Source organism: Bacillus sp. FSL R9-9410 (genome assembly GCF_038050385.1).
GTDB lineage: Bacteria > Bacillota > Bacilli > Bacillales > Bacillaceae_G > Bacillus_A > Bacillus_A cereus_U.
Map to the genome: position 1 here is coordinate 376,011 of NZ_JBBOTV010000003.1, position 26,646 is coordinate 402,656.

Genomic DNA, 26,646 nt, shown 5'->3' on the forward strand with positions numbered 1-26,646 from the left:
CTCCTTTCTTACAAAGAAAAACGAGCACTATATTAACTAGCGCTCGAATTACGTCTCGCAAAGAATCCATCATATGTAGCAGCTGACACTGCTCCTTCAAGGCGTTCAACCTCTTCTCCTCTGTTATAGGCTACAACAACTGGAGTACCAGGAATATTAAACTCTTGAAATGCACTTTGATTTTCTGGTGTAGAAATATCAATACGATAGATGGTTCTATCATGATTTTTTGACATACTATTGATATCCGGTGCAGCTTTTTTGCAATAATGACAGGTTGGTTGGTAGTAATATGCAATAAACTCTTCATGGGATTCTATTTTTTGCTTTAATTCTTTTTTTGAAATATCTTTTATATTTTTTGGTGCTCTTTCTGCATCTGCAGCAGATACAATTGCTTTTTCTGGTGTTACAGTTTCTGTTTTGACTGATTCATTCTTAGTTAAAGTAAAGATCGCGATACAAGCAACACATAAGGTTGTTAAAACTGCTCCGATTTTATACATTTTTTTCATAGTAAATTCCTCCTTAAAATAAAAAAAAGGACAAACCTCGCCCGAGTTAACTGGGCGTAAGGTTTGTCCTTCACGCTACGTACAATAGAGTATAAACAATGGTAACAAATTTTCTACTTATATATTACCATATAATCCATATAGAATGCTATATTAATTTTTACAAGTGACACAAAAAACAAACAAAATCATTATAATTTCACGTACCAGAATAATAATAAAAAAAGCAAACAACATACAATAGGGGATTCTATACAGTTTATAACTATGTGTTAGTTCTACCCTAGTATTAGGGGTCAAAACGTATAAAAAGACACTACTTAAAGTGTCTTTTTATACGTTGACATGCTATTTAAGAAAATGTAGTGATTAATCATAATTAATTAGATGCTTCTCGATTAATCTTAGTATAACATCAATATAGAAGATTTTAAATGCAATTCTGCATATATAGATTTTTATATATTATTCAATCCACCCTAAATGTGATTCAGCCGAAAGTCAATCAATATGCTAAATTACATATCAAAAGAGTCTATTTTGTTAACTTTTTTAAAAAAAGAAAGATATTTGTAAAAATATGTTGCAATCGAGCTTATAAATATAAAAAAGGGGATGGGGATATGTTTAAAAAGTCTATTTTAGGAATTTCGTCTTTAGCAGTTGCAGCAGTAGTTGGGCTAGGAATGGCACCTGAGGCATCAGCAGGACCAGCTCCCGCTCTAACGTCTTTAAATGTAGTAAAAGTTGAATCAGAACTAGGTGGGATTGAATATGTAAACGTCAACAATCTTAGTACGACTAAAGATCATGGAGGAAGTTACTTATACATTTATACAAAAGAAATGGGATATGGTCACCTTCCTGTTGCTAAAATGAATGGTGAAAAAGTAAAGGAGATTTCTTCCACAATGATAGATGTAAATGGTGATCGTATTATAGATGGCTGGGAACGAAAATGGGATGGATCGGGTAACCAAAGTGGGAGATTTGAATATGAAAATACTTCCACGAACTATCCTTGGAATAAAATGTATACAGCACTAAATATTAAATAAAAAGTACTTATACCTCAAACTATTCGTAGAATAACCCGAGGTGAATAAAAAAGGTTACAGAACTACAATCAAATATTGTAAATAGACAAAGGGAGAAGAATAATAAATATATATATTAGTCTGCTCTAAATCTCAAATACTAAAATTTCCAGTTCCCTTATTTTTATATTTATACTATAATTTAACTGCTAAATAGTATTAAAGGAGCTTTTAAAGATATGGAGATGGGAAATTTACAAAAACTAATTGAAGAAAAGAAACAAGAACTAATTAAACTTGTAGAGAAGTATGGCTTTACTCATAAGCAAGTTTTATATTTAAGTCAAGACATCGATATATTAATTAATGAATTTATATATAATAATAAAGGTTAATGAAATTACAGTTTACATAGGGGTAGTACCACATCGCTATCAAGCTAATAAAAAGAAATGCCCCTAAAATGAAAAAATGCGCTATTCTTTCTGTAGAATCATAGGAAAGGATGGCGTTTTTTATGTCTGTTTCTGTGTCTGACGAATTACAACTATTTGCTCAAGAGATTCAAAGTTTTTTATCTCCAAATACCTTACGGGATCTTGCTAGAGATGTTGGTTTTGTACAACGAACCAGTAAGTACCAAGCAAAAGATTTAGTCGCTTTATGTGTATGGGTGAGCCAAAATGTAGCTATGACTTCTTTAACTCAGTTATCTAGCTGTTTAGAAGCATCAACAGCAGTACTTATCAGTCCTGAGGGACTGAATCAACGATTTAATAAGGCGGCCGTCCAACTTTTACAACACCTACTAGCCGAACTATTAAGCAAAAAATTGGCCGCATCTATGCCGATTTCTTCTCCATACACTTCTGTTTTCAAGCGTATTCGTATTTTAGATTCAACTGCATTTCAACTCCCGGATGTATTTTCATCGGTTTATCCAGGTGCAGGAGGATGCAGCCATACAGCTGGGATAAAAATTCAACTTGAGTATGATTTGTTAAGTGGACAGTTCCTACATATTCATACAGGTCCAGGTAAACAACATGATCGCACTTACGGCTCTCTGTGTGCCCCAACTGTGACGGCGAATGATTTATGTATCCGAGATTTAGGTTATTTTCATTTAAAAGACCTTCAATATATACAAGATAAAGAGGCCTACTATATCTCTCGTATCAAGTCGAATACACGTATTTATCAAAAAAATCCTAACCCTGATTATTTTCAAGATGGAAGAATTAAGAAAGGTACAGAGTATATACAGATAGATATGGAGACGGTAATGAACTCTCTTCAACCAGGACAAACATGTGAAATAGCTGATGCTTATGTAGGTATGATTGATAAAGTGCCAGCTCGTGTAATTTTTCATCGATTAACAAAACAACAGCAACAAAAACGATTACAAGATCAAGCTGTAAGAGAAAAAAAGAAAGGAATGAAGTATTCTCCTCGTAGTAAACGACTCAGTGGTATCAATGTATATATGACAAACACCCCTACAGATATTGTCCCGATGGGACAGGTACATGACTGGTATTCTTTGCGTTGGCAAATCGAAATTTTATTTAAAACGTGGAAGTCATTCTTTCAAATTCATCATTGTAAAAAGATAAAACCAGAACGATTGGAGTGCCATTTATATGGTCAGTTGATTGCCATTCTACTCTGTTCTTCTATCATGTTTCAGATGCGCCAATTGCTCCTCATGAAGAAAAAACGAGAGCTTAGTGAGTATAAAGCCATATATATGATTAAAGACTATTTTCTTCTTCTATTCCAAACTATACAAAACATACTAAGATTAGTAGTGCAGACCAAGGCATTGGTTCGCACTACTATTTTTTATATAGTAGAAGTGAAGAGGAGGTCGTGGGTGTTTTGGGATCCTGAATCCGTATACAAAACTGACCTTCTTCACTTACCTTATTTGAATCAGTTTTTAGTATGTTGGTCTTCGAGATCGTGTATAAGAAATGAGAATCGATAAGTGTAAGTTGAAGACTTCAATTCCACCTGAGGAGGAGCTATATGAAACACGTTATTGCATTTGATGTCAGTATGGGTAAAAGTTATATGGTAATTTATAATGTACAAAAACAATGTGTATTCGAAAGTGAAATCAAGCATACTAAGCCTGATTTTAAAAAGCTACAAGAAAAGATACATAAGCTTACAGATGAAACCGGCGAATCACCTGAAATTGTGTTCGAAGCAACAGGAATCTATTCCAGACAGCTAGAACGATTTATGCAAAATAACCAGTATACATATTGTTTATTAAACCCACTAGAAGCCAAAATACAATGTGATTCCTTGCGGATTCATAAGACAGACCGAAGCGACGCACACCGATTAGCTCTCACTCATTTTACAGTTACCCGAAGGGTATCTACCGGAACTGATAATTTATTCTATCAGTTAAAATCTCTTTCTAGATTATATAGTGAACTGGATGATGAATTATCAATAATTCGCGGCCGTATGCATAAAGTAATCCAATTAACATTTCCAGAATTGGAAAGAATATTTACTAGTAAATCTGATTTGTTTTTAAATTTTGTTCAACTATTTCCCCACCCAGATTGTGTTTTAGGTCTTTCTAAAACCATTATAAAAAATCGTATTCGTGCCAATACCAATAAAAAAATATCAAATATTACGGCGGAGAAAAAAGCGATTCAGATACTTGAAATAGCGAAAATTTGCTATCCTGCTGTTTCTCAGAACGATGTTCTGTGTGACCAGCTCAAATTATACGCAAGGCGCTATCAAGAGCTTCTTCACCAAAAAGAAAGCTGTATTAGCAAGATGGTGTATGTAGCTGAGCAACGCGCAGAATACGATATCATTCGCAGTCTCCCTGGGATTGGACCGAATACTGCCGTACGCTTGATGGCTGAAATAGGAGATATTACTCGTTTTAACAATAACAAGCAACTCAATGCATTTGCTGGTATTGATATACGCCGTTTTCAATCAGGTAAAACCTTTTTTAAAGATAAAATCAATAAACGTGGAAATAAACATTTGCGGAAGCTCCTTTTCCTCATCATCCAGAACATGATTAAACAACGACGTTACGGACAAAATCATATTGTTGAGTATTACGATAAATTAAAAACGCAACCTTATAACAAGTGTCATAAAGTTGCGTCCATTGCATGTGTAAATAAATTATTGAAGCTTCTCTTCTATCTCATTACACATAATATGCACTATGATTATCGGTTAACCGTCTGAAACCATAGTTTCATCCATCATACCATATCTTCCCCCTAGTAAAAAATGGACACATATTAGGGGTATTTGGTTTGCATTCTAATTGGCTTAAAATCTCTGGCATTTAATCAATTATAACTCTAAAAAATAGTTGACTAATCGTAAGAAAAACACCCAAGAGCTATCAAAAGTGTTACTTCGCCTGTTCAATCTCCTACAGCAAAATGGGCGGAAATCTCATCGATATGATAAAAAAACGATCTTTGATATATTAGGTGTCGTTTACAATTGTACCATGTCTGATAACCAAGCCGCTTAATTCAAAAAAGTGAAACCCGTTAGGGTTTATTTCGTATGCAAATCTTTCAAACACTTACACTTGCTCTTTAGAAAAAAGAAACAATCTCGCCTAAAATTGACTTTGCATAAGCTTAGCTTGATAGCGATGGGGTAGTACCACACATCCATCAAGCTATTATTTTAGATTACCCCTAAAATGAAAATTTTATCTTTCTATAGTGGTCTATGAGCCTTTAACTCATTTTTTCGTTTTGGGTAACAATGAATTTCTTAACTTGATGGGTATGTGACTCTACTCCTTATTAAAGTAATGGTATTAGATATTTTTCATAGTTGTAAATTTTCTTTGCTTACTTTTGCAATATATTTCAAACATTCTACCACTGGATACTGAATCAACGCTTTAGGTTGTGAGAACTTGATTCCCTCTTTTTCAAGAAAATTGACAAGTTGTTCAACATTCATCTCTTTGCGTTGTATCCTATTGAAATGTTGTACCACAATACTTTTCCAGTAATAAGATGGACTCTGGAAATAGCCTTCTCCCTGCACTGCATGATTATAAATCATATCCAACTTTTCTTGTTTCCTCTTCTTTTGTAAATCTCTTTCCATTTGACTCATCTTAATTCACCCCATTCTTTAGTGAAAATCTTCATTCCGTTCCCTTTATAATAAAATAGCTTTGTTCTGTGTAGATACCCTTTTGAAATAAGATAGTAAAATTAAGATAGGGGGTACTGTCTAATTATACACGATATACAGTTAATTCCCTTCAAGTTTAAAAAATCTAGTCATAACCGATACGCTGTTTAATATCTATAGCGTGTATAGTGATTCCTAATTTATTTTTTGAGGAAACAAATACGTAGACGTTTGTCTACGTATTTGTTATTATAAATATAAGAATATAATTAAGGGGAGTGTAGGAATGAGAAGTTTAGAAGAACTCGCAAAGGAATATGTTGCAATTGAAATGTGTGAAGGGAGTCATAGCAAAAACAAAGATGAATATGATAATGAATTAGATTTTTATCTTGAAAATGTAACTAATTCAGAGGGTTCCTATGAAACCTACTTAACTAATAGTCTTTCAAAAGAAGAGTTAGATCACTACGATGTAATTGAAGTATGGAATGCTATCGAAAAAGGAATAAAAGTAGCTGTTGGGAAAAGAAGATAATATTCTTTCATGTAGGTGAGTGACGAATGCAATATACAAAAGAAGAGTTGATCTTGATTATTCAGTATAAAGCGAAAGAATTAGGGAAGATTCCAACCAAAAGAGATATTAAACAACAGACGCCCATAAAAAAAATATTTGGGAGTTGGAATAATGCCCTTGCTGCGGCTGGTTTTGAACATCTAAATCAGAGAACTTTTACAGCAGAAGCAATTATCGAGATATTTCATATGTGGATTCGTAAGAATAATAGAATCCCGACAACAAATGATTTGATTACAGACAAAACATTGCCAGATTCCAAAGTAATTAAGCGGTATCTTCATATGGGGTATAGAGATTTCATTACTTCATTAGGCTATGAGCCTTTTGACGGGACAGTCTACACACAAAGTGATAAAGAGCTACTACAGTTACTTAAGGATGAGATAATGCGTCTTGGAACGACTAAAAAGAATGTATTTATGAACGAAAGAAATAAAGAAGTAGTGCCATCCGTAACATATTATGAGACCCGTTTTAACATGCGCTGGAATCGCATACTTTTGTTATCTGGTGTTTCTAAAGACGATTTGTGTGGATTTCACTATACAAGAGAAGAACTCATTCAAATACTGCAAGAATTGTATAAAAAATTTGGGGAAGTACCTTCCCAAAAGAAGCTTGAACAGTTAGGATATAGTCGTCATATCTTTATAAACATGTTTCAAAACTATAATAATGCTTTAATTGCAGCTGGTATTACACCAATGAATAAGACACCCGAGGTTGTGAATGAAACCGATGAAGAATTACTTCAAATGTATGTTGATTTTTCTAATTGTTTAGGACAAGCAGCAACATCAAAGCAATTAAATGAATCTCATAATATATATAATGCAGATGTCTTTACTCTACGATTTGGTGGTATGCTTGAATTACATAAAAGAGTAGGGCTTGTTTCAACGTACGGTACTCGCAAAGTTTATACCAAACAAGGATTGGCAGATAAATTAAAACGTGTATATAAAGTGAATGAGGGACGTATTCCAATACGTCGTTTCAAAGAATTCGGATTATGTGCTAGTACACTCATGCGGTATTTCCAAACAACCAAGATAAATGAAATATGGGAAGAAATAGAGAAGGAGATTAAGCATGACAATCAAAGCTTACGGGAATAGGGACATCAGCAAAGTAGTTTTCTCAGGAAATCCTACAGCATTATCAGTATGGCTTAAGAGGCGAAATGATCGTACAAAAATACTCGCAGCACTTCCAAAGCCGTATGTAGAAATAGGAACAAGAAAAGGATGGACACAAGAACAGATAGAGAACTGGGCTAAAGAAAATGGTCTGAAATGTGATTGGTCACAAGTAGAGGAATTATAGCGGGGACTAGATTCCACTGAAAATATAACAAGTGAAAGGATTGTATTCAAATGAGATCAATAGGAATAACTAGGAAAATAGATGGATTAGGACGAGTAGTACTCCCAAAAGAATTAAGAAGAACTTTTGATATACATGATAAAACACCAATGGAAATCTTTGTGGAAGGGGAGGCAATTCTATTGAAAAAATATGAACCCAATCATGCTTGTATGATTACTGGTGAGGTTGCAGAACGTAATCTGTCATTAGCAGATGGGAAAATCAATGTTAGCCCACAAGGGGCAAAATTCTTAGTAGAGGCATTACAGCAATTTCTAGTAAAATAATTAATATATTTACACATCTATGAACTTCCAAATTTGATAGTAAGTTAGTTCTTTCTGTTTAATTTAGCTGTGTTAATAATCAGTATTCTCAAAAAATAACAAATATGATACAATTTTCTTTAAGCGATGTTTCTTAAAAGTAAATGGTAGTTCAAGTTAGGGGAAGGGCACTCATACGGGTGCCTTTTTCTTTAGAAATCATTAAAGGAGAGTGCAACATGACTATTATCAACTTGGATACTTTTCGAAAACAAAAAGAAAAACAAATGGTGACGATACCAATCATTGAACGGATATACAAAGAAAATGGCGAGGTTAAGATTGAAGTATCTGGAGAACAAAAAGTTTCTAAATCCTGGTTAAACAGACACGATAAGCAATTATAGTATGTTACTAAAGAAAAAGGACCTGATATGAATATCAGATCCTTTTCACTATGTGTAATTATTTCACTGCCTCTTTTAATTCTTTTCCAGCCTTAAAAGCAGGTGCTTTTGAAGCAGCGATTTGCATTTCTTCACCTGTTTGTGGGTTACGTCCTGTACGTGCAGATCTTTCACGTACTTCAAATGTACCAAATCCAAGAATCTGTACTTTCTCTTCATTTGCAAGCGCATTTGTTATAGCATCTAATACAGCTTGTGTTGCTACAGCTGCATCTTTTTGTGTAAGTTCTGCTTTTTCTGCTACCATTTTTGTTAATTCGGTTTTATTCATTTTTTGCACCTCTTTGAATGTAATAAGAGATTATTATAACGTACCTACGTTTCTCATGTAAATAAAGATATTTAGAAAAAGCCCTATCAGGAGCTAGGGGCAATTCTGTGTGATTGTAGTAACAAGGAAACTAATCTCATCGTACAGTTAACATTTTAACATTTGGTATCTTTGCCCATCCCCCGAAAAGGGGTATTAATACAAAATATTCCATATCATTTGTAGACGAATTTATGGTTCAGCCTTAGTTATTCGATTTGTAACAAAAACGTTCATTTTTGTTACAATGAAAGTTTGTATTATCTGGTTTTCTTTCAATGACGAGTAATTAAATTTATACAACATTCTATTTAGCACGAAATTGGGTGTTTTTGCCCATCCCCTCGAAAAGGGGGGAATAAGGGGTTCAGCCGAGATATATACGTTATCTTAACCAAGAAAATTAAAATATGAATTTAAAAGGGCCCTTACATTGAATACATATACTCAACGTAAGGGCAAATTATTTTTGGTTTGAAATAAAGATTGATTAAAAACAACTTAGGGATCTGTGTAGCCGATTTCCTTAACGTACAGAAAATTGACTTGTTAGTTCGTTACTCGTTAAAAATGTTTGTAAAGCTTCTAGAGGTTATATCAACTTGCATTTTATTTGCTAGAATACCATTTAGCTAACCACTCATTCTATTTATCTTTTTGAATAGTAATGGAAAATATAGTGTTTTTATCAGGCTTGTCAGTAAGACATACGAATGTATCATTAACAGATAAATATTGTCCGTGGTTATTTTTTAAAGAGAAGATTTCAAATCCATAATTAACAAGTGTCCATACTTGTCCATAAGCGCGAAATCCTGTAACGCCCACCTCACCATTTGCAGATGTAAGATAGGTTGCATTTGCTTCTATGTACACCTTATTAGATCCTTTTTCAATTGGAATAATTGTAAATGTGCTCCTATCTTCTGGGATCCAATTAGATGAAGCAGAAATATTCGTAATATCCTCCCATGTCCGCAAGACGTTATCCCTGTTTCTAATTTTCACAGAAATAGAAGAACATTCTTCATTTTTATGCTGTGTAACGACGCCGAGCTTATGTCTCTTTATCTCAGCAAGCTCATCAGAGGTATAACTAAAAATATCAGATTCTTTTACTGGATTCGAAGTTAATGTTGCCAGTTTTCGTTTCTCTTCTGGTAGTGCATGAAAAAGTTTCATTAGGTCAAAAGAAGCACTACCTGGTTTTATATTTGGAAACTCCTGTCTAATATACTTTAGAGCTAAAGGACCATTCATTTGACCACTATTGTCACTTTTTAAGTAATATGTTTGCCAATTCGTAAGCGCAATACCAGTATTCCCGTCATCTAATTGTTTTTGTGTAATATAATACATATCATGTTCATATGGATCTGAGGCATCAGGAGTTAAGTCCACTATGATACCAGCTTGCTTAATGAGAAGTTGTTGACCATGTTTTATCGTTTTATATTCAACTTTCCCATCTTTATAGAAAAGTTTAATTCTCTTAGAAAAGCTTTGGTTTTTATTATAATCATACACACTAATACCAAATTCTCCTTTGTTAAAAGTAGGAGCTTTGTAAGCACGGTTTTCATTGTTAGCTGTATAATCATTTTTAGCACTTTCTTCTGATAAAAAAATAACAAAAGGCTCTTTTAGAAACGTATCATAGGTATCTCCAAATGTTGTAAGAATCGTTTCTCTTGTATCAACGTCTGCTTTTGCTTTATGTTTTGTAAATGGGTTGAAACTGAATACAATCCCCATCGCTATTCCTACAGGGGGGATTTTTTTTATATATCTCTTTATCTTTTCCTTCATGGATTTGCACCTTACTTTCTAATTTATACTGTTTCCAACATATTCACATTATTATCTGTAAGCTTATCTTAATTTAAATCCCTTTCAAAAGTCTTTCATAAATGTTACAAAACCATTTCATTGCTTCTCATACAAACAATTCAGGACTCTTGTAAGTAATTTCTAAAACTTGGACATACCAATAGGAATAAAATGATTGATACATAAGTAAACCACCGATATATCTTATTAAAATAAAAATTAAGACCCAAAAAACAAGAAAGGTTGGCATTTTGCCAGCCTTTCTTGTTTACTACTTCATTCATTTTACAAATAAAAATTTTGTTTTGGGGATACTTAAAAATCTTCGCTTAATGAGCATGGGGCCAAGCTGAAAAAATATAGACTATCGTAAAAAGTTCAGAATTTTATACGATATTAATGAAAGACTTTTGTAACATTTATGAAAGACTTTTGAAAGGTTTTTAAACTAAGATGAATTTATAAATATTGATTTTATATTTTAAATCAATATACGACAGTATTTATATGTTTGTTTTTTACAGTGTTACATGTAAGCAATCTAGGCTAAATCTTACTAAGAGAGGACAACAAAAATGAAGAAGAAATTTAAAACAATTGGAATTGGAAAGAAAGTAATTCCTACTGCAGCGGCATTAGGTATTCTTTTTTCTGTCGCTCCTATTGCAGAAAATAAGGCTAGCGCAGGGATAGGTGCAGTAGTAGATATAGGTATTACTGTATTAGGTGCTGTAGCAAATACTTATGAAACACTTGGACTAGACCCTGGGGATCGAGACCCAGGCACTCACATTGATGTATATGCAGAAAACGAAACTTACCAGGCTCCTAGTTTTACATCTGGGGAATTTAATATTTCCATGTATCATACACAAGGTGATGTGAATTTTATTAAACAAGTTAAAGTACGCTATCCAAATGGAAGAATTGAAACTCATCCACTAAAATCTGGGCAGCAGCTTAAAATTACTGACGCAGGAGCAATTATAGATTTAAACCCTAATGCAGCAAATGTCTCAGAACACGATCTTCTTTACATTACACAAGCACAATTAGACGAAGGAAAGACCGGAGTTGTGATAAATCAAGGCCAACATGCATTTGTAGAAAAAGCATCTGGTAAAAACCCAAGATTTCTTCTTCCACTTTATAAAAAATATGCAGACAGCTGGACTCCAGATTGGGATGTGATTGTTAAAAATTCGGATTCCCTATTTGATCAGATAGCAAATAAATTATCAGATAAGCAAAAACAATTGATAACATTGACTTCAAAGCCAGTATCTAAAGATGTCCTTGACAACTATGTTAATAATGATCCTAAAGCTCGTGCAGATTATTATGATCGATTATCTGATGTATTGGCGGAGCGTACTAACGTCATAGAGACAGGTCTGCTACTGCCATTCATTAGACTAAATGATGGTAAACCTTATCAAATTATCCCTTATAAAAAAGGAACGAATAAAGTAATCGTAAAAACAGGTTCAAAATACCTTTCAGGAAAAGAAGGAAACGAACTTCAATATTCCGATTCGCTTGGCGATGATGAAGTGTTTGAACTTGTTCAGATAGAAAATTCTGATGATGGTACAGTTCAGTTCCGTTTAAATAACAAGAATGGAGTAAGTTTAGCTGGTGATAGGGATACTTCAAAGTTCGGTACTGGTGAGCGTTTCTACTCTGAAATTCGTTTCGATGATAAAAGCAACAATGAAATTCACAATTGGTTAATAGAGTGGTATCCGGGTAAAGAAAATGAGAGACAGAAGTATGACGAAGTACAGTTTGTAGCTGATGAAAAAGATTCTACTAAATGGATTGCAAAAGATTCTTCTGGGAATGTAATAAAGAACAGTTGGGTAAACAAAGATTCAAAGTATCATTTTGCAGATGCTGAAGGAGCCCTTTTGAAAGGCTGGCAAGACATTAAGGGGAAGACTTATTATTTTGATCCGTCTACTGGAGAATTAGTTACGGCGAGAAATAAAGGTAATGACCGGATTGAGGGTAAGTTTTATACTTTCGATGATTCTGGTGCTTTGCAACGATCAGTATGGAGCTATAAGGGTCGTTCCTATTCCGATGCTTCTGGAGCACTTATTGAAAAGGGTTTGCAGGAAATCGATGGTAAAATTTATTATTTCGAAGGTACTCTGGTCGATAAAGGTGAACTACGTCTAGAAGATCAAAATATCATTCTTCATTTTTCTGACAAAGGCGTACTTGAGAGAGTTTCTAATCTAAATGGAGAAGCTATAAACAGCATTGTTAATGTTAAGTTTGACGACAAAATATTAGCATTTAATCAAGATGGTTCGATTTTGAAAACAGGAATCAACAAAAATGAGAATACAATAGCATATTATAGTTTAGCGGATGGACCTTCCTATACCGGTTGGAAAATGATAGACGGTAAAAGATACTATTTCACAAATGGCCTCAATGATACGTTCAATGATTATAAAAACGTTGACGGAAAAAGATATTATTTTCATGAAGACGGATCAACTAACCGAGCAGGGTTTGAAAAAAACGATGGTAAATTATACCATTTCGACAATAACGGCGTAGCACAAACGGGCTGGCAAACTATCGATAATAAATATTATTACTTCGATGAGAAAGGGGCAGCTAAAACGGGCTGGTTCCAAGTTGGTGGTGGATATAGACCTATTCCTCTTGCATACGGATACCTTTGGTATTGTGCTAGAGAAGATGGTTCACTTTATGCAGACGGTTGGTTTAAAATCGACGGTAAAGATTATCACTTTGACCAGTGGGGACATAAAATGTAAAGTAATAACATAAAAATAACAAGGGAATGCTTGTATGCTGATGTGTACTGCATTCCCTTGTTATATGTATGCTATATTTAGCTCGACACGACAAAAAAACATTGTACTAGAAAAGTAGCACCTCTAATTGTTGGACATAACTAATAATTAGAGATGCAGTTTTTTATGGCCAAATATTCCTTGAAAACGAAATTAGATGCATAGATAGCATTCGTTATGAATAATTTTCCTAATAACCATTTCGTTTTAGTGTACGATAAATGGTGGTTCTATCAACATTTAAAAAATCAGAAATTTCCTGTTTCGTTTTTCCTTGATCAAGTAACTCGAGTATCAAATCAGTTTTAGACTTATTGATTTTAGGAGTTCTCCCCAGTTTTCCGCCATTTTCTACATACCTAATACGTCCAGCCTGTGTTCGCTCCAGTATATAGTTTCGTTCAATATCAGCAAATAAAGATAAGATTGTAACCATTACTTTCGTAGTCATGTCATCTTTTTTCCGAGTATCAATGTTATCATTAATAGCAATAATCCCAATATCATTTTTGATCAGCTTTTCATGAGTACGAATCATATCAGAAAGATTTCTTCCTAAACGATCTAATTTATAGACAATAAGTGTGTCCTCTGGACTTAGTCGCTGCATAAGAACTTGGAATTGTTCTCTCTCCATATTTTTTCCACTTTGCTTTTCTTCAAAAATACATTCTTCTAACAACTCAATTTTGTTAGTTTCACAATATGTAAGAATTTCTTTTTTTTGAAATGTATAATCTTGTTGTGGAGTAGATACTCGAATATATGCGTAGTTCATTTTTTGCTCTCCTAACGTTGCATAAGTCTGTTTTTCTATTTTGCTACAAATATCGTATCATTTCGGGGGATTGATTTGCAACGTAATATATGCAACGTCGTGACGCTATAAAAATCAAGCCCAAGGGAAGTGTTGCATATATGTTAATTTTTGCAACGCTTGCCTGAGGACTATTTTACCCTGTAGCGTACAGGGTATTGACTTAAATGTGTCTTAACGTACAATTTGCTTTTTTTGATAAGGTGACCCCTTATCGGTTAAGGAGAGAAAGGAAGTTAGCTCAAACGATACATTTTTCAATCGGTTATAGCAGGGACTACAGGGGTGGAATAAAAAAGTCATGTACTTTGCCACGTGCGAGCTGTTTGACTATGGATATTTACAATGTATGTATGAATTATTTACATAGGTTATATACAGGAGAACCGATACGGAGTATTTCTGTATCTCTTACAAATTTGATTCAAGATGGAGAGGAACAACTTTCCTTATTTGATAATGTAGAAAGAAGAGAAAGAGAAATGAAATTAGCATATGTAATGGACGATATTAGATCGAAATTTGGGAAGAACAGCATTTTAAGAGGGGTTTCGTATTGTGATGTGAGTACGGCAAGGGAAAGAAATATGTTGTTAGGGGGCCACAAAGCATGAGGAATTCTCATATGCCAAAAGGGAGGGGCATGATAAAGTGGTTGCCCTTTGCTAGTCTTCCGGAACAGTTCAAGGGGATTCGTGAGATGATCGAGGAACAAAATAAAATACAAAAACCAATTCTGGACCCACAGCAGGTGGAAGAGATAGGGCAAGCAATACAACACTCCTTGCGTTCGGAAGAGGAAATACATATATCTTATTATCGGAACGGTGCTATCCATCATGAGATGGTGACTGTAACAAAGGTTGATACATACAAAAAAGAAGTGATTGCGACGGATGCCTTCCGGAATCGCTGTGTGTTTGTAATAGAAGAAATTGTTGATTGTCGTTTGAGTTATTAGTTTGAACAGAATAGACTTATTATGAGGGGTATTTCGTTAGAAAGAGTGCGTAGGAAAAAGGAATTTGAACAAAAACAAACGAGAATGGGAATCTGATACGTTAACTGTTATAGTAGCTATGGAAAAATGCGGATTCAAAAGAAAAATAATCTATATATTAAAATTAGTATAAGAATATGAAAATCAGTTGAATGATAAGAGAGTGATAATAATGGAAATATTTAATCAAGGGAAATATGTTTCTGATTTACAAATACAACAAGTTGTAAACTTATTGCCAGAACAAATAAGAAGGTTAAAGGTCAAAGTCTATATAACAACTATAAAAGAGGTTTTTAAACAGAACAAATTCAAACCTAGGCTAGAAAGAAAGGTAAGGGAGTTTTTAGAGGAAGAAGGTGAAGCGATATTTTACCATCGTGAAAAGACTGTTTTTCTGTTTGAAGATTTACTTTTTGAACACCATCAACACTGTCCAAACACCTTTTATTGGAAGTTTGTATGTTTACTAATCCATGAGTTACGTCATTGCGAACAAGCGAATTTTTTAAAAAAACGTTTGAATGTTGTTTTAAGAAACTATACAGATTATACCCAAGAGTTAGAGGGTAATATTGAAGATGTTATAGAAAAAATGCATTGGTCAGAAAAAGATGCTTATACCTATTCATATAGATTTGTAGAAAATAAAAAGAATGAAATTACGGATATTTTTCAATTGAACACATTTACTTCTTTTTATCCTTATGATTTTGAAGTGGATATGCAGGAAATATGGGAATCGTATAAAAAAGAAATGGATTTAATTGAACGTTTTGTATGGTTTATTGATGATTTATATTGGATTAAGCCGAAAATGAGTATATTACCTAGTCCCACAAGTGAAGGGTTGCAACCTCAATCTTAATATTTTTTTGAAAGTTTTATACTTTTTTGAATTACGAAAGCGCTACCAACAAGGGAGAAGTCAATTGGCTAGTAAGCTTAGTAGATTTTATTACGAGATTGATTTGTTATGCAAAAATTTATTGTATGATAAAATATTTATGTAAGAGATGTATATTTGTATATTAGGTAAGGGGAATGAAAATGAATCCAATAGTTGAACGATTTGTTAAGGATTTTACAAAAGAAGTGATGGAAGAGAATGCCGCGATTTTTGCAGGAGCAGGTTTATCAATGTCTGTAGGGTATGTTAGTTGGGCGAAGTTATTGGAGCCTATTGCTGAAGAAATTGGATTAGATGTAAATAAAGAAAATGATTTAGTAAGTCTTGCGCAATATTACTGTAATGAGAATCAGGGGAATAGAGGTAGAATTAATCAAATTATCCTGGATGAATTTTCTCGAAAAGTAGATTTGACTGTGAATCACAAAATTTTAGCTAGATTACCAATTCATACTTATTGGACGACAAATTATGATAGATTAATTGAAAAAGCGTTAGACGAAGAAAATAAGATTGCTGATGTGAAGTATACCGTAAAACAATTATCTACTACAAAGGTGAAAAGAGATGCAGTCGTATATAAAATGCATGGAGACGTGGAACATCCCTCTGAAGCAGTTTTGATTAAAGATGATTATGAAAAGTATTCTATGAAAATGGATCCTTATATTAAAGCGTTGAGTGGGGACCTAGTTTCTAGGACGTTTTTATTTGTTGGATTTAGTTTTACTGATCCTAACCTAGATTATATATTAAGTCGAGTAAGAAGTGCCTATGAAAGGGATCAAAGACGACATTATTGCTTAATAAAAAAAGAAGAGCGAAAACCAAATGAGTTAGAGGCAGATTTTGAATATAGAGTAAGAAAACAGGAATTATTTATTAGTGATTTATCACGTTTTAATATAAAGGCTGTTGTACTTAATAGTTACGATGAGATTACCGAGATATTACATCGAATTGAAAATAATATAAAAACTAAAACAGTATTTTTATCTGGTAGTGCAGTTGAATATAATCATTGGGATACAGAACATGCAGAACAATTTATCCATCAGTTAAGTAAAGAATTAATAAGAAAGGATTTTAATATAGTATCTGGTTTTGGGCTTGGTGTAGGGAGTTTTGTTATCAATGGAGTTCTTGAAGAATTGTATATGAACCAGGGAACTATAGATGACGATAGACTTATTCTAAGACCGTTTCCACAGGGGGAGAGAGGTCAAGAGCAATGGGAAAAATATAGACGAGATATGATTACAAGAACTGGGATAAGCATCTTTTTATATGGTAATAAGATAGACCAAGGACAGGTTGTTAAGGCTAATGGTGTCCAATCAGAATTTGATATTTCTTTTGAGCAAAATAATTACGTCGTCCCAGTTGGTGCGACTGGTTATATTGCAAAAGATTTATGGAATAAAGTAAATGAAGAATTTGAAATGTATTACCCTGATGCTGATGCAAGAATGAAGAGACTGTTTGAAGAATTGAATAATGAAACATTATCAATAGAAGAATTGATTAGCACTATACTAGAGTTTGTAGAGATTTTATCTAAATAATCATTACTATTATTAATCGGGGAGGAATTATGAAATTATGGCGAAAAGAGTTTTTTTTAGTTTTCATTATCAGGATGTAATTGATTTTAGAGTAAATGTTGTAAGAAATCATTGGGTAACAAAATTAAATCAAAGTGCTGCGGGGGTCTTTGATGCATCTCTTTGGGAAGATGCGAAAAAAACAAGTGATATAGCTCTTAAAAGATTAATAAATGGCGGACTTAACAATACCTCGGTTACATGTGTTTTAATCGGATCCCAGACTTTTAATAGAAGATGGGTGAGATATGAAATTATGAAAAGTATAGAAAAAGGAAATAAGATACTAGGGATTCATATTAATGGTTTTAAAGATAAATATGGAAATATTAAAAGTAAAGGGCCTAATCCCTTCGATTATCTAGGGTATCAATATAGTGAAGACGGTAAACAGTTACATTTGTATGAGTGGGCAGGGGGTAAATGGGTGGAATATACAGATTTGGCACCATATAAGTTGAATCAAATCGTTCCTGAATCACTTAGAGGGAAATTCTTTAGATTGTCATTGGTTTATCGTGTGTATGATTGGATTGAAGATGATGGATATAACAAATTTGCTTCTTGGGTGGAATAATGAATAAGAAGATTTATCAAGTTGTTTTAAATCATTTATGTGAATTAAATAAAGCGGAACTTAAAAAAGAAGAGTTTTGTTGTTCAAGAGTAATTTAAATGTAAAACAAAAAGCCTCCAAACTAATGCTGGAGGCTTTTTACAAACGGAAACTATATTTGTTAGGGACAAATATAGACAGAATTTTGATGTCGAATATATAATCTCATGAAATGTAGATTTAAAGTTATTATGATATTTCATGTGGTGAGGAAAAAGAAGAGATTGCAACGGGTGAATTCCGTAATCGATGTGTGTTTGTTGTTTTTCGTAAAATAGAGAATGTTACAATTATATTGAATCTATACAATGTGTTGAGGAAGGAGTTTGATTACGTTGGCTATTTTGGGTAATTTAAAAGCTTTAAAGAGCGATATGGAGGAAAACGGATGGTTTATTGACGCATTCCTATTTACATATAAACAGCAAGAGTTTATCGTGCTAGTAAAATTATACACTAAGGGGCAGGCGATACCTAAGTATGCCTTATTAAAGCTAGAGTTTTTAAGGAGAGGAAATGTTAATGACAAATTACGCGTTCCTGCAAATTCAGCAAAGCTTTTAACAGATGCTAAAACATTAAGAGATTATTTTAATATTGATTACGGCACCCGTGTTGGGGATGCAATCCAACAATTTTACCGCCAATTCTCAACAGCTATTCCTACGGAAGTGAGGGAAGAGAAAACAAGAGATCAAGAAAATGCTATGGTATATTCACTCAGTAAAAGTGATAAAGATGACCCGAATAAAATTTATTGCTATGCTTTTAATAGAAATGGTAGAAAAGCAAATGGTGAATACGGAGAACGAAGTGAATTTAATGATAATAAAGCAAAAATTTTATTTCGAGATCTATATGAAGAAGTAAAAGAAGAAAAACATGCAAGCTTCTGGTTTTCTGCTGACCCTAAAGATTTGAAAACGAGGGAGGAGATTCTTGCTAGTTGGGCGAGAAATAGATATAGATAATCAATGGGATTCAAGTTATAAATCTACCAAAATAAAAACACGCATTTTCCAAAGCGAATAGGAAACATAAAAAGAGCAATCTATTTAGATCGCTCTTTTTATGTTCTAAATGTCAGGGTATTATCTTAATGATAAATTACACTGATTTTCAATAGTATTTTGTGCCGTATAGCGTTGCTGAACAAAATTGTAAGGTAGCACTATGATATAAAATGCCATGATAGTTTGTGTGTGTGTTATATGGATAGTTTTGTTAGGATGTTGTCAAAGTTTAATATGAACTGTTCCAACTCTTCACGTTCTATTGTGATAGTATATTCAAATTCTTTTAGATTGGAAGTTCTTTCGGGAATGTTACTTATAATATTATTAATACTGTCACTTAAAGTAATCGGTAGGTGTTTCTTGAGTTTTCTACTTAACTTTTTGTATGATTTTTCATATGCTTCTATGAATACTTCTAATGTTAATAGATTGATTTCTGTATAAAATGTTTCGCAATCATCTAAGCTAATCTCCATTTCGTGACAGAATGAATCGTTGATATCTGTCTCGCATTTTATTTCAAAGAGTATGTGTGCGTATTTGCTAACCAGATGCATGTTTGAATTCTCCTTTTCGTTATTGTTGATTTCGTTTGAGTAAATATTTGTTTTCATTTGATTACTCTTCCTTTCTGTATTAGATTGATTACTAACAGTGCAATCAATCTAGTAAATCCGTTTCATATTGGTGAGTTAGTCTTCATCTATTTTGACTCCGTCTTTAAAATTTTGGACAGTTTACAGTTACAAACCGTGCAGTTAGCAACCCTTACTGTACGGTTTGTGGTGATACTGTACGGTTTGAAACGGGATTATGAGGTTTTAAATTGATATGTAAACAGTGGAGAGTGAAGTCTAATAGCATTAAATGGTAATGTTTGACATCACTAACGGTTTACACACGTTAGTGGTTTGACATTTATTTCTAGTTATTTTTTTGTTGCTTAGACTGTGTACATGCTAATTCAGTTTTGAAGGTGTATAGAAGGAAATGTAAGGGGATGTAATATGAAGAATCACTCGAGGATGGACGGCTTTGATGAAATGAAACAAAAAGCACACCGTTTTATATCAGGTGTGCTTTTTTTATTAAAAGACTATATTCTGGCTCTCTCTTGTTAGTATTTCGGAAGGTTGAATACGAGGCCGGATGTTAAGCCACTTTTTTATTGTTTCTGGGAAACTATCAACGGGTTCTTCTATATTGATACCGCACATTGCAAGTAGTTCTTTTATATCTTTACTATGTTTTAATGGTCTATCATTTTGTGTTCGAGGGATTCTTAACCAAAGTTCTCTATTTGAAGTGTCTCGGATAATTAATTGATAAACAATCTCTTTATTTCGGTGATCTCTTGTATAATAGCCTTTTTCAAGGGCTTCTTCTTTAGAGTTGAAAATAATTACATCTTTTATATTTGGAACGATTGAATAGTAATCTTTTAGAAATGCAAGAGTACTTTGATTGTCGAATTCAAGGGTATAGCTTCCTTTTTGAGCGAAAATTAATTTATTATTCCAAGAATAAGATAAAATACCTTCTGATTGAAATGGATCTACTGTGGCATTATCGAATGTTCCTTCAAATGTCACGTTTTCTGTCTTGAAAAATTTAACCACATCGTGTTTTGTAATTAGGCTATTAGCGTAATTACTATCAATACCTAAATTTGTTAGTAGATCCATAGTGCATCGTGGACCTTGTCCACGATAGCCACAGTTTAATGTTTTAAACCATATTTCTTTTCCGGAAAAATCGTCCCTTAAAACTAAATGGGGAACATCTAGTAATCGTTTGTTTTCAAAACCAGTGTCTAATTCTACATGAAAATTATCTAGAATAGCGTCTAATTTGTATCGGTATATGTAAATTGATGTGATATCTTCAAGAAATTCTTTGTTCTCTTCGAAAAAAATTAGTGCTTCGTCAGAAGATCCGTATGGTTGAATTAATATATTTTCTTGTTTGTTAGGGGTTTTATATGTGCCTTTAAATATTCCTTCAATATCACGTCTTAAAAATAGTTTTCCTTGTGATGATTCGTGAATTGGTGTAAGGTCATTTTTCTTTATAACTACGCCAAATCGTTGTTTGCTGACACCTAAAATCTCGGCAGCTTGTGTACTTGTTAAAAGTTCTTTTTGGAGTAGCGCTTTAAATTCATCACGTTCGTTTAAATTCATATAAATCCCTCCTTTTTTTAGTGTTTACGATAGTAAATACTTTGTTTCTAGGTGTTTTTAATAAGAAACCCCTATCTATGTATCTGTAATGATACAATGCTAGTCTGGAATTGGCAAGGAGATTAATTGGTATCATTTTTTTGAGATGTGTTGTTTTAAAGGATAATTTGCACTAATTTTAAGTGTTATTTTGCATTCTCAATATACATAACTGAATTTTTAGGTACAGATTTCATTACTACTGTAGTGATAGAAATAGAACTTACATGTTCATAACTTTTAAGGGGTTTTGTCCGCATTTTAATGAGATTATATGCTAGGGAAATTTGATATGAAATCAGCTGGTTTTCTATTTTAAGAAGAATTCGGCTCTTATTGTGGGGGAGAATGGAGGTTTTCCGAAGGTGCGGCGCCTTTGTGGAATCTAATATGAATTTGTGTTTTTTTGGAATAAATAGAAGGATTATGATAATTTTAGTAGAAATATCTTTATAAAAACGGAAGTGATCCTTTGAAAAAAATAATGTTTTTATTATTACTATTTATCGTTATTGGCTCCTCTATTCTTGTTCTTTCTTTTTTGAATAATAAAGATACTGATATTCCTTTCGTTGCAAAAGTAACAAAAAATAACTCCGAAAAACAAGAAAAACAAGATGGAATTACAATGTTTCAAGCTTATCAATTAGGGCTAAAGGAAGCTCGGAAAATAGATGATGCATGTGAATTAATATATATCGGAAGTGTTGATGATGGGAAAAATAGTGGTCAAAACGGAAAAAAAGAAAATTGGAACATGATCCTTGGTTTATTAAATCAAAAAAAACGATTAATTGTCTCGGTAGAGAAAAGTAAATTAAAAAAGGCATCTGTAATAGAGGAATTAAACGAACCCACTATTAAAAATGATGACATTAAAATTGACAGTAACACAGCGGTAGAGAAAGTGATACAAGATTTCGCATTACTACCTGGACAAAATGTGATTTCTAAAGGATATCATTTTAGACTTTTTAAAGAGGATAATAATATATTTTTATCAATTATAGGCAGTAAAAATCAAAAAGAAGCAGAGATATTTTTAGATGGAGTGACAGGTAACTATCTAGGGAGGACACAGGTTAATTGAAAAAATAAAGGAGGTGACAAATTACGTTGTTTTATCAATGTTTTTAAGGGGGATATCAAATTGAAAAAATCTATTATTACTTTTTTTTCACTTGTAACACTTTTTACCTTGCCAATTAGCTCCTTGGCAGAAACTAATCTAAATGAAAATAATGAAACTGTAACTAATGAATCTATAGTAGGAAAGGAGCTACTTGCTAGTTATTCAAATGAGAATGTAACAGCATATGTGGCTCCTGCAGGTAATAAAACTTATCATGGGACAACACCACGTCAATATACTACTGCTGCAGTTCATCCAGCTGTATGTGGCAACCCTTTATCTGGGACTAGATTTCCAAAAGGTACTATTATCAACACACATACAAGCCTTGGAATGCCTAATGGTTCTGCAAAGAGCACATTTGTAGTAGAAGACATGGGAGATGTATATTGTAATAGAGGGTTATCATACAATTGGTTTGATATTTATTTTGGAGAAACTAATACTAGTAATTATAATAATGCAGTCAATTTTGGTAAACCAAAAGTCACCTATTCCACCTATTGATAAAAAAGAAAGTGAGTATACAAACTCACTTTCTTTCTTTTTTTTGTTTGAAATCAATAACTTTTACCCCGCTTGGACTAACATTATAAGTTATTGTTACAACATGATTAGGTGGATTGTGAGCGTTGGTATACGTTCTATATTTAGCTACTACAATGAAGGTGAAAGTATATTTTTGGGGTCGCTCAATTTTTATAATTTTTGCATCCGTTAAACTATACTGATGATCTGGTCCAAGTTTACTTCGGATAGTTTTACTTGCGTAAGGAGCTAATAAAGTATTATAAGAATCATAAAAATCTTTATTAGATATATTTTCTGCCTTGCCTTCTATTGGAGATGTAAATAAAACCATCATTATAACTCCACAAAATGCCATTAACAGTTTCCGTTTAAACATAAAATCGACTCCAAACTTATTGCATAATATGGATTAGAGTGCGCAAAAAATAACGGATTATTCATTTGCAGTATTTTTAATCAAATATCAATACAGGTTACGACCATTTTTACACGTATCTTAGCTGCCCCTCTTTAATGTAAAAAGCACAAAAAAAAGCATGTAGTTGCTTTTTTTTGTGCTTTTTGTTGTTTTTATTACAAATGATTTTGTAGCCATTGAGTGTGTTCATCGAGGTTTATCCACCAAGCATCTTTGGAACCGATGGTGGATTCTAGTCTTACAACAAATATTTTATCGTTGTTATCTGTTACTGATTTGAGATCTTGTGCAATTTGTTGAGAATTTTTATTACTATTCACAATCCAAACTGATTCTAATATTCGTTTAGAGTTCGGATAGTTTTCGATTTTTTTTGTTATTTTGTCGTAGTCCTTACCTGGAGCAATTAAGTCGTAAGAAATTAAAAGTGAATTCATGGGATTGGTTCCTCCTATTAAATTGTATGCTGCAAGTAATATGTTAACATTTGATAGAATTTTGGTAAAAGGATAAATTCTCATTTTTCTGAAAGCGGAATACTTTAATTCCTTATTCAAAACTTAAAAGTTTTGAACACGTAGTTGCGGTGTGATAGAATCAGTATATAGACCTACATCAAAACTTATGGTCAAAAATAAGCGTAGAAAAGGTGAGATTTTGGTGAAATATGGATATGCTAGAGTGAGTACCTTGAACCAAGAATTGGAAACTCAAATCCAAATGTTGAAAAAAGAAGGTTGCGAGGAAATTTACTCCGAAAAGTTTACAGGTACAAAATTTGATCGACCAAAATTTCAAGAACTACTTTCTGTATTAGAAACTGGCGATACACTTGTTGTAACAAAATTAGATCGTTTTGCACGTTCGGCTGAAAATGCTATTCAAACGATTAGGGTGTTGTTTGAAAAAGGAGTTAAGGTTCATATACTCAATATGGGAGTAGTGGAAGATACACCCACGGGTAGATTGATGTTTAATATCATGAGTTCGTTTGCTGAATTTGAAAGAGATATGATTGTAGAACGTACGCAAGAAGGGAAAGCAATTGCGAAGTTGAATCCTGATTTTAAAGAAGGACGACCGAAGAAATATAATAAGAAGCAAATAGAACATGCTCTTGATTTATTGAAAACGAAATCTTATAGGCAAGTGGAAGAAATGACAGGGATTAGTGTAAGTACCTTGCAGCGGGCGAAAAGACAACAAACAAAAGGATAGGAAAAGGGGATGAATGAAGAGCATGAGAGTGAAAAAATGGATTGGAGTTCTTACTGTTACAAGTATGTTGCTTACAGGATGTGCAACAGCAAATAAGACGGCAACGAATACAACAAATACAAGTAGTCAACCAGTTGGAACAGAACAGAAACAAGTAGCGGATGAATCTTATAATAAGGTAAAAGATCTAGAAAAAGTACAGGCGAAAGTAAAACGGGTCGTTGACGGTGATACGCTTGTGGCCGAAGTAAAAGGAACAGAAAAAAAGGTGAGAATGTTACTTTTAGATACCCCTGAGAGTGTTAAGCCTAATGAGAAGCCGATGAAGTATGGTAAGGAAGCTTCTGATTATACCAAAAAACTTTTAGAAGGAAAATCAGTCGAATTAGTGTATGACAAAGGCGAAAAGGAAGATCATTACCATCGGCAACTCGCATATGTTTTTCTGGATGGAAAATGTGTAGAAGCGGATATATTAAAACAAGGGCTTGGCGTGGTACGATACATAAAAACTCCGAATACTACTTTGTATGACGAACTGAAAAAAGTCCAGGAGGAAGCTAAGAAAGATAAGAAAGGTGTTTGGAGTATTAATGGTTACGTATTAGAAAAAGGGAAAGAGACTCTTTATAGCGACAGTATCAAATAAAAAAGGGAGTGAAATCATGTTAATGATGTTTCGGGCGTGTCAGTCTATTAATGCTCGCTATTTAGTTAAGACATATATGTGGAGTGTATTGATCTATTTATTTTTCAGGTGGGTAATCCCATCATATGAAACAGGCATGATTACTTTAATAACGATCAATCTGATTTTCTTTCCGTTTTCGAGAATATTTGCACATGAAATAAAAAGCTTCTTCTTTTCAAATACAGTATTTATGATGACCGATAAAGGTTGGTTCATTTACTTGTTTATAAAAGCTTCTGTGTTGGGATGGTTCTTTATGATGACGCCAATATTTGGGCCGATAGGATTTATGATCGTAGGGTTTCGTTTTTGGAGATCGGAGAGAAAGAAGAAAAAATATATGCAGCAAAGAAAACAAAGTTTTGCCAGAGCATAAAAAAGAGATTCGTTTCAATTGGAGCGAATCTCTTTTTTATGCTCACCATCTTTTGATCGTGTTATATCATGCTAAATAGTATTGAGGGACGGAAAAAGCGCGAAAATGTATGAAATGAGTCGCCGAGATTGTGATTTTAAGGCGATTATCTTTTCTTTCATGTACAAATCCATCGTTTAATCGCGTGAAATGCGCGATAGAGAAAATGTTAATAATAATTTTCTAATCACATCCAGAAATCACTTTCATCTACGCTCTAAAAACTCCCCGACACTACAATTAAATAAATCACACAATTTATCAATTGTATCGAAATCAATTCTTTTTACTTTCTCATGTGTGAAAAGATAATGCATGTTGAAAACTTTCACAAACAAGGAAAAACTTATAAAAGTCCATGTAAAAGTTGCAGAAAAACCAGTCTACAATAAGGCTGTTTTTTTACATATCCCAAAAATCATCAGCTTTAATTCTTGGGTCAAACTCCCGAAGGACCTTTAATATCTTTTGCATTGTTTTCCTTGTGGGTGATCTGTCAGGATTATTAGCTAAATCTCCTACCGTATTCCTTCCAAGACCTGATTTCCTTATCAACCATTCTTGTTCAATTTTATGTTTATCAAGAAATTTCCCTAGCTTTGTACGTTTTTTTCCAAGACCCCACACAACTTTTCACTCCCTTAGTTATCTGTTGTCCTCAGTAATGTCCTAA

General features: G+C 33.3%; 31 protein-coding genes and 2 pseudogenes. 22 read left to right on the forward strand and 11 right to left on the reverse strand.

The annotated features are described in order from the left end of the window. Window positions 1-32: 32 nt before the first annotated feature. Window positions 33-515, reverse strand: coding sequence for a thioredoxin family protein (locus MKX77_RS28595; protein ID WP_258127037.1), 483 nt, complete (start codon window positions 513-515; stop codon window positions 33-35). A gap of 623 nt (window positions 516-1,138) precedes the next feature. On the opposite strand from MKX77_RS28595, the gene MKX77_RS28600 reads away from it, so the two are divergent. From MKX77_RS28600 to MKX77_RS28620, 5 genes and pseudogenes are all read left to right on the forward strand, one after another. Then, window positions 1,139-1,573 (forward strand): DUF4879 domain-containing protein, encoded by a 435-nt coding sequence (locus tag MKX77_RS28600; RefSeq protein ID WP_341308486.1) that lies wholly within the window; start codon window positions 1,139-1,141, stop codon window positions 1,571-1,573. 218 nt (window positions 1,574-1,791) lie between these two features. Continuing rightward, entirely contained in the window at window positions 1,792-1,947 is a 156-nt protein-coding gene (locus MKX77_RS28605) for an aspartyl-phosphate phosphatase Spo0E family protein (RefSeq protein WP_002169801.1), read from the forward strand. A 122-nt stretch (window positions 1,948-2,069) separates the two neighbouring features. Further along, the gene (locus MKX77_RS28610; RefSeq protein ID WP_341308487.1) at window positions 2,070-3,545 is read left to right on the forward strand and encodes an IS4 family transposase; all 1,476 of its coding nucleotides are present in this window, start codon (window positions 2,070-2,072) and stop codon (window positions 3,543-3,545) included. 41 nt (window positions 3,546-3,586) lie between these two features. Continuing rightward, on the forward strand, window positions 3,587-4,798 hold the full coding sequence (locus MKX77_RS28615) for an IS110 family transposase (RefSeq protein WP_341308488.1): 1,212 nt from the start codon (window positions 3,587-3,589) through the stop codon (window positions 4,796-4,798). A 142-nt stretch (window positions 4,799-4,940) separates the two neighbouring features. Then, window positions 4,941-5,096 (forward strand): annotated as a pseudogene (locus tag MKX77_RS28620) (IS4 family transposase); the annotation flags it as partial. Window positions 5,097-5,404: 308 nt separating this feature from the next. Here MKX77_RS28620 and MKX77_RS28625 read toward each other — a convergent pair. After that, the gene (locus tag MKX77_RS28625; RefSeq protein ID WP_341308489.1) at window positions 5,405-5,701 is read right to left on the reverse strand and encodes a hypothetical protein; all 297 of its coding nucleotides are present in this window, start codon (window positions 5,699-5,701) and stop codon (window positions 5,405-5,407) included. A gap of 307 nt (window positions 5,702-6,008) precedes the next feature. On the opposite strand from MKX77_RS28625, the gene MKX77_RS28630 reads away from it, so the two are divergent. From MKX77_RS28630 to MKX77_RS28650, 5 genes are all read left to right on the forward strand, one after another. Beyond that, window positions 6,009-6,260: a hypothetical protein gene (locus MKX77_RS28630; protein ID WP_341308490.1), complete on the forward strand. Its 252-nt coding sequence runs from the start codon at window positions 6,009-6,011 to the stop codon at window positions 6,258-6,260. Between the two features lie 26 nt (window positions 6,261-6,286). Beyond that, a complete protein-coding gene (locus MKX77_RS28635; protein ID WP_341308491.1) occupies window positions 6,287-7,423 on the forward strand; it encodes a homing endonuclease associated repeat-containing protein in 1,137 nt (378 codons plus the stop codon). Beyond that, on the forward strand, window positions 7,398-7,631 hold the full coding sequence (locus MKX77_RS28640; protein ID WP_341308492.1) for a hypothetical protein: 234 nt from the start codon (window positions 7,398-7,400) through the stop codon (window positions 7,629-7,631). The genes MKX77_RS28635 and MKX77_RS28640 overlap by 26 nt, the downstream gene beginning before the upstream one ends. Before the next feature lie 50 nt (window positions 7,632-7,681). Next, on the forward strand, window positions 7,682-7,960 hold the full coding sequence (locus MKX77_RS28645) for an AbrB/MazE/SpoVT family DNA-binding domain-containing protein (protein ID WP_341308493.1): 279 nt from the start codon (window positions 7,682-7,684) through the stop codon (window positions 7,958-7,960). A 218-nt stretch (window positions 7,961-8,178) separates the two neighbouring features. Beyond that, a complete protein-coding gene (locus MKX77_RS28650) occupies window positions 8,179-8,346 on the forward strand; it encodes a hypothetical protein (protein WP_341308494.1) in 168 nt (55 codons plus the stop codon). Between the two features lie 58 nt (window positions 8,347-8,404). Here MKX77_RS28650 and MKX77_RS28655 read toward each other — a convergent pair whose 3' ends face one another. Together MKX77_RS28655 and MKX77_RS28660 are read right to left on the reverse strand one after the other, a co-directional pair. Then, on the reverse strand, window positions 8,405-8,677 hold the full coding sequence (locus MKX77_RS28655; RefSeq protein ID WP_341308495.1) for an HU family DNA-binding protein: 273 nt from the start codon (window positions 8,675-8,677) through the stop codon (window positions 8,405-8,407). A 684-nt stretch (window positions 8,678-9,361) separates the two neighbouring features. Continuing rightward, window positions 9,362-10,525 (reverse strand): hypothetical protein, encoded by a 1,164-nt coding sequence (locus tag MKX77_RS28660; RefSeq protein WP_341308496.1) that lies wholly within the window; start codon window positions 10,523-10,525, stop codon window positions 9,362-9,364. Between the two features lie 596 nt (window positions 10,526-11,121). Between MKX77_RS28660 and MKX77_RS28665 the strand changes: the two genes are divergently transcribed. Then, a complete protein-coding gene (locus MKX77_RS28665; protein ID WP_341308497.1) occupies window positions 11,122-13,344 on the forward strand; it encodes an N-acetylmuramoyl-L-alanine amidase family protein in 2,223 nt (740 codons plus the stop codon). A gap of 229 nt (window positions 13,345-13,573) precedes the next feature. On the opposite strand, the gene MKX77_RS28670 is transcribed toward MKX77_RS28665, so the two are convergent. Beyond that, window positions 13,574-14,161: a recombinase family protein gene (locus tag MKX77_RS28670; protein ID WP_341308498.1), complete on the reverse strand. Its 588-nt coding sequence runs from the start codon at window positions 14,159-14,161 to the stop codon at window positions 13,574-13,576. Window positions 14,162-14,412: 251 nt separating this feature from the next. On the opposite strand from MKX77_RS28670, the pseudogene MKX77_RS28675 reads away from it, so the two are divergent. From MKX77_RS28675 to MKX77_RS28700, 6 genes and pseudogenes are all read left to right on the forward strand, one after another. Next, window positions 14,413-14,814 (forward strand): annotated as a pseudogene (locus tag MKX77_RS28675) (DinB/UmuC family translesion DNA polymerase); the annotation flags it as partial. Beyond that, entirely contained in the window at window positions 14,811-15,161 is a 351-nt protein-coding gene (locus MKX77_RS28680; RefSeq protein ID WP_341308499.1) for a YolD-like family protein, read from the forward strand. The pseudogene MKX77_RS28675 and the gene MKX77_RS28680, both read left to right, overlap by 4 nt. Before the next feature lie 211 nt (window positions 15,162-15,372). Next, window positions 15,373-16,068 carry a hypothetical protein gene (locus tag MKX77_RS28685; RefSeq protein WP_341308500.1) on the forward strand — a complete coding sequence of 232 codons (696 nt, stop codon included), beginning with the start codon at window positions 15,373-15,375 and terminating at the stop codon, window positions 16,066-16,068. A gap of 176 nt (window positions 16,069-16,244) precedes the next feature. Next, window positions 16,245-17,675: a Thoeris anti-phage system NAD(+) hydrolase ThsA gene (gene thsA / locus MKX77_RS28690; RefSeq protein ID WP_341308501.1), complete on the forward strand. Its 1,431-nt coding sequence runs from the start codon at window positions 16,245-16,247 to the stop codon at window positions 17,673-17,675. 37 nt (window positions 17,676-17,712) lie between these two features. Continuing rightward, a complete protein-coding gene (gene thsB / locus MKX77_RS28695) occupies window positions 17,713-18,291 on the forward strand; it encodes a Thoeris anti-phage system ThsA activator ThsB (RefSeq protein WP_341308502.1) in 579 nt (192 codons plus the stop codon). Window positions 18,292-18,665: 374 nt separating this feature from the next. Then, window positions 18,666-19,301, forward strand: a complete 636-nt coding sequence (locus MKX77_RS28700; protein WP_341308503.1) for a DUF6037 family protein — start codon at window positions 18,666-18,668, stop codon at window positions 19,299-19,301. Window positions 19,302-19,537: 236 nt separating this feature from the next. Here the strand turns inward: MKX77_RS28700 and MKX77_RS28705 are convergent, their stop codons facing one another. Both MKX77_RS28705 and MKX77_RS28710 read right to left on the reverse strand, forming a co-directional pair. Further along, entirely contained in the window at window positions 19,538-19,960 is a 423-nt protein-coding gene (locus MKX77_RS28705) for a hypothetical protein (RefSeq protein ID WP_341308504.1), read from the reverse strand. A 474-nt stretch (window positions 19,961-20,434) separates the two neighbouring features. Continuing rightward, complete coding sequence (locus MKX77_RS28710; RefSeq protein WP_341308505.1) at window positions 20,435-21,529, reverse strand: hypothetical protein; 1,095 nt, start codon at window positions 21,527-21,529, stop codon at window positions 20,435-20,437. A gap of 511 nt (window positions 21,530-22,040) precedes the next feature. On the opposite strand from MKX77_RS28710, the gene MKX77_RS28715 reads away from it, so the two are divergent. After that, complete coding sequence (locus MKX77_RS28715) at window positions 22,041-22,658, forward strand: hypothetical protein (protein WP_341308506.1); 618 nt, start codon at window positions 22,041-22,043, stop codon at window positions 22,656-22,658. A 60-nt stretch (window positions 22,659-22,718) separates the two neighbouring features. Further along, the gene (locus MKX77_RS28720; RefSeq protein WP_341308507.1) at window positions 22,719-23,207 is read left to right on the forward strand and encodes a hypothetical protein; all 489 of its coding nucleotides are present in this window, start codon (window positions 22,719-22,721) and stop codon (window positions 23,205-23,207) included. Window positions 23,208-23,232: 25 nt separating this feature from the next. On the opposite strand, the gene MKX77_RS28725 is transcribed toward MKX77_RS28720, so the two are convergent. Both MKX77_RS28725 and MKX77_RS28730 read right to left on the reverse strand, forming a co-directional pair. Further along, window positions 23,233-23,607, reverse strand: coding sequence for a DUF3888 domain-containing protein (locus MKX77_RS28725; protein WP_341308508.1), 375 nt, complete (start codon window positions 23,605-23,607; stop codon window positions 23,233-23,235). A gap of 197 nt (window positions 23,608-23,804) precedes the next feature. Further along, entirely contained in the window at window positions 23,805-24,086 is a 282-nt protein-coding gene (locus tag MKX77_RS28730; RefSeq protein WP_341308509.1) for a CRISPR-associated protein Cas2, read from the reverse strand. 223 nt (window positions 24,087-24,309) lie between these two features. Between MKX77_RS28730 and MKX77_RS28735 the strand changes: the two genes are divergently transcribed. The 3 genes from MKX77_RS28735 to MKX77_RS28745 are packed head-to-tail and all read left to right on the forward strand — an operon-like array spanning window position 24,310 to window position 25,934. Then, the gene (locus tag MKX77_RS28735; RefSeq protein ID WP_341308510.1) at window positions 24,310-24,867 is read left to right on the forward strand and encodes a recombinase family protein; all 558 of its coding nucleotides are present in this window, start codon (window positions 24,310-24,312) and stop codon (window positions 24,865-24,867) included. Window positions 24,868-24,889: 22 nt separating this feature from the next. Further along, the gene (locus MKX77_RS28740; protein WP_341308511.1) at window positions 24,890-25,516 is read left to right on the forward strand and encodes a thermonuclease family protein; all 627 of its coding nucleotides are present in this window, start codon (window positions 24,890-24,892) and stop codon (window positions 25,514-25,516) included. A gap of 16 nt (window positions 25,517-25,532) precedes the next feature. Continuing rightward, window positions 25,533-25,934, forward strand: a complete 402-nt coding sequence (locus MKX77_RS28745) for a hypothetical protein (protein ID WP_341308512.1) — start codon at window positions 25,533-25,535, stop codon at window positions 25,932-25,934. Between the two features lie 245 nt (window positions 25,935-26,179). Here MKX77_RS28745 and MKX77_RS30800 read toward each other — a convergent pair whose 3' ends face one another. Beyond that, window positions 26,180-26,290, reverse strand: coding sequence for a helix-turn-helix domain-containing protein (locus MKX77_RS30800; RefSeq protein WP_286097042.1), 111 nt, complete (start codon window positions 26,288-26,290; stop codon window positions 26,180-26,182). An 85-nt stretch (window positions 26,291-26,375) separates the two neighbouring features. Continuing rightward, window positions 26,376-26,600 (reverse strand): helix-turn-helix domain-containing protein, encoded by a 225-nt coding sequence (locus tag MKX77_RS28750; RefSeq protein WP_341308513.1) that lies wholly within the window; start codon window positions 26,598-26,600, stop codon window positions 26,376-26,378. Window positions 26,601-26,646 lie beyond the last annotated feature (46 nt).

Bases quoted from the DNA above. Each gene is read 5' to 3' on its own strand.
- MKX77_RS28595 (WP_258127037.1), bottom strand. From the start codon at position 515: ATGAAAAAAATGTATAAAATCGGAGCAGTTTTAACAACCTTATGTGTT.
- MKX77_RS28600 (WP_341308486.1), top strand. From the start codon at position 1,139: ATGTTTAAAAAGTCTATTTTAGGAATTTCGTCTTTAGCAGTTGCAGCA.
- MKX77_RS28605 (WP_002169801.1), top strand. From the start codon at position 1,792: ATGGAGATGGGAAATTTACAAAAACTAATTGAAGAAAAGAAACAAGAA.
- MKX77_RS28610 (WP_341308487.1), top strand. From the start codon at position 2,070: ATGTCTGTTTCTGTGTCTGACGAATTACAACTATTTGCTCAAGAGATT.
- MKX77_RS28615 (WP_341308488.1), top strand. From the start codon at position 3,587: ATGAAACACGTTATTGCATTTGATGTCAGTATGGGTAAAAGTTATATG.
- MKX77_RS28625 (WP_341308489.1), bottom strand. From the start codon at position 5,701: ATGAGTCAAATGGAAAGAGATTTACAAAAGAAGAGGAAACAAGAAAAG.
- MKX77_RS28630 (WP_341308490.1), top strand. From the start codon at position 6,009: ATGAGAAGTTTAGAAGAACTCGCAAAGGAATATGTTGCAATTGAAATG.
- MKX77_RS28635 (WP_341308491.1), top strand. From the start codon at position 6,287: ATGCAATATACAAAAGAAGAGTTGATCTTGATTATTCAGTATAAAGCG.
- MKX77_RS28640 (WP_341308492.1), top strand. From the start codon at position 7,398: ATGACAATCAAAGCTTACGGGAATAGGGACATCAGCAAAGTAGTTTTC.
- MKX77_RS28645 (WP_341308493.1), top strand. From the start codon at position 7,682: ATGAGATCAATAGGAATAACTAGGAAAATAGATGGATTAGGACGAGTA.
- MKX77_RS28650 (WP_341308494.1), top strand. From the start codon at position 8,179: ATGACTATTATCAACTTGGATACTTTTCGAAAACAAAAAGAAAAACAA.
- MKX77_RS28655 (WP_341308495.1), bottom strand. From the start codon at position 8,677: ATGAATAAAACCGAATTAACAAAAATGGTAGCAGAAAAAGCAGAACTT.
- MKX77_RS28660 (WP_341308496.1), bottom strand. From the start codon at position 10,525: ATGAAGGAAAAGATAAAGAGATATATAAAAAAAATCCCCCCTGTAGGA.
- MKX77_RS28665 (WP_341308497.1), top strand. From the start codon at position 11,122: ATGAAGAAGAAATTTAAAACAATTGGAATTGGAAAGAAAGTAATTCCT.
- MKX77_RS28670 (WP_341308498.1), bottom strand. From the start codon at position 14,161: ATGAACTACGCATATATTCGAGTATCTACTCCACAACAAGATTATACA.
- MKX77_RS28680 (WP_341308499.1), top strand. From the start codon at position 14,811: ATGAGGAATTCTCATATGCCAAAAGGGAGGGGCATGATAAAGTGGTTG.
- MKX77_RS28685 (WP_341308500.1), top strand. From the start codon at position 15,373: ATGGAAATATTTAATCAAGGGAAATATGTTTCTGATTTACAAATACAA.
- thsA (WP_341308501.1), top strand. From the start codon at position 16,245: ATGAAAATGAATCCAATAGTTGAACGATTTGTTAAGGATTTTACAAAA.
- thsB (WP_341308502.1), top strand. From the start codon at position 17,713: ATGGCGAAAAGAGTTTTTTTTAGTTTTCATTATCAGGATGTAATTGAT.
- MKX77_RS28705 (WP_341308504.1), bottom strand. From the start codon at position 19,960: ATGAAAACAAATATTTACTCAAACGAAATCAACAATAACGAAAAGGAG.
- MKX77_RS28710 (WP_341308505.1), bottom strand. From the start codon at position 21,529: ATGAATTTAAACGAACGTGATGAATTTAAAGCGCTACTCCAAAAAGAA.
- MKX77_RS28725 (WP_341308508.1), bottom strand. From the start codon at position 23,607: ATGTTTAAACGGAAACTGTTAATGGCATTTTGTGGAGTTATAATGATG.
- MKX77_RS28730 (WP_341308509.1), bottom strand. From the start codon at position 24,086: ATGAATTCACTTTTAATTTCTTACGACTTAATTGCTCCAGGTAAGGAC.
- MKX77_RS28740 (WP_341308511.1), top strand. From the start codon at position 24,890: ATGAGAGTGAAAAAATGGATTGGAGTTCTTACTGTTACAAGTATGTTG.
- MKX77_RS28745 (WP_341308512.1), top strand. From the start codon at position 25,533: ATGTTAATGATGTTTCGGGCGTGTCAGTCTATTAATGCTCGCTATTTA.
- MKX77_RS30800 (WP_286097042.1), bottom strand. From the start codon at position 26,290: ATGCATTATCTTTTCACACATGAGAAAGTAAAAAGAATTGATTTCGAT.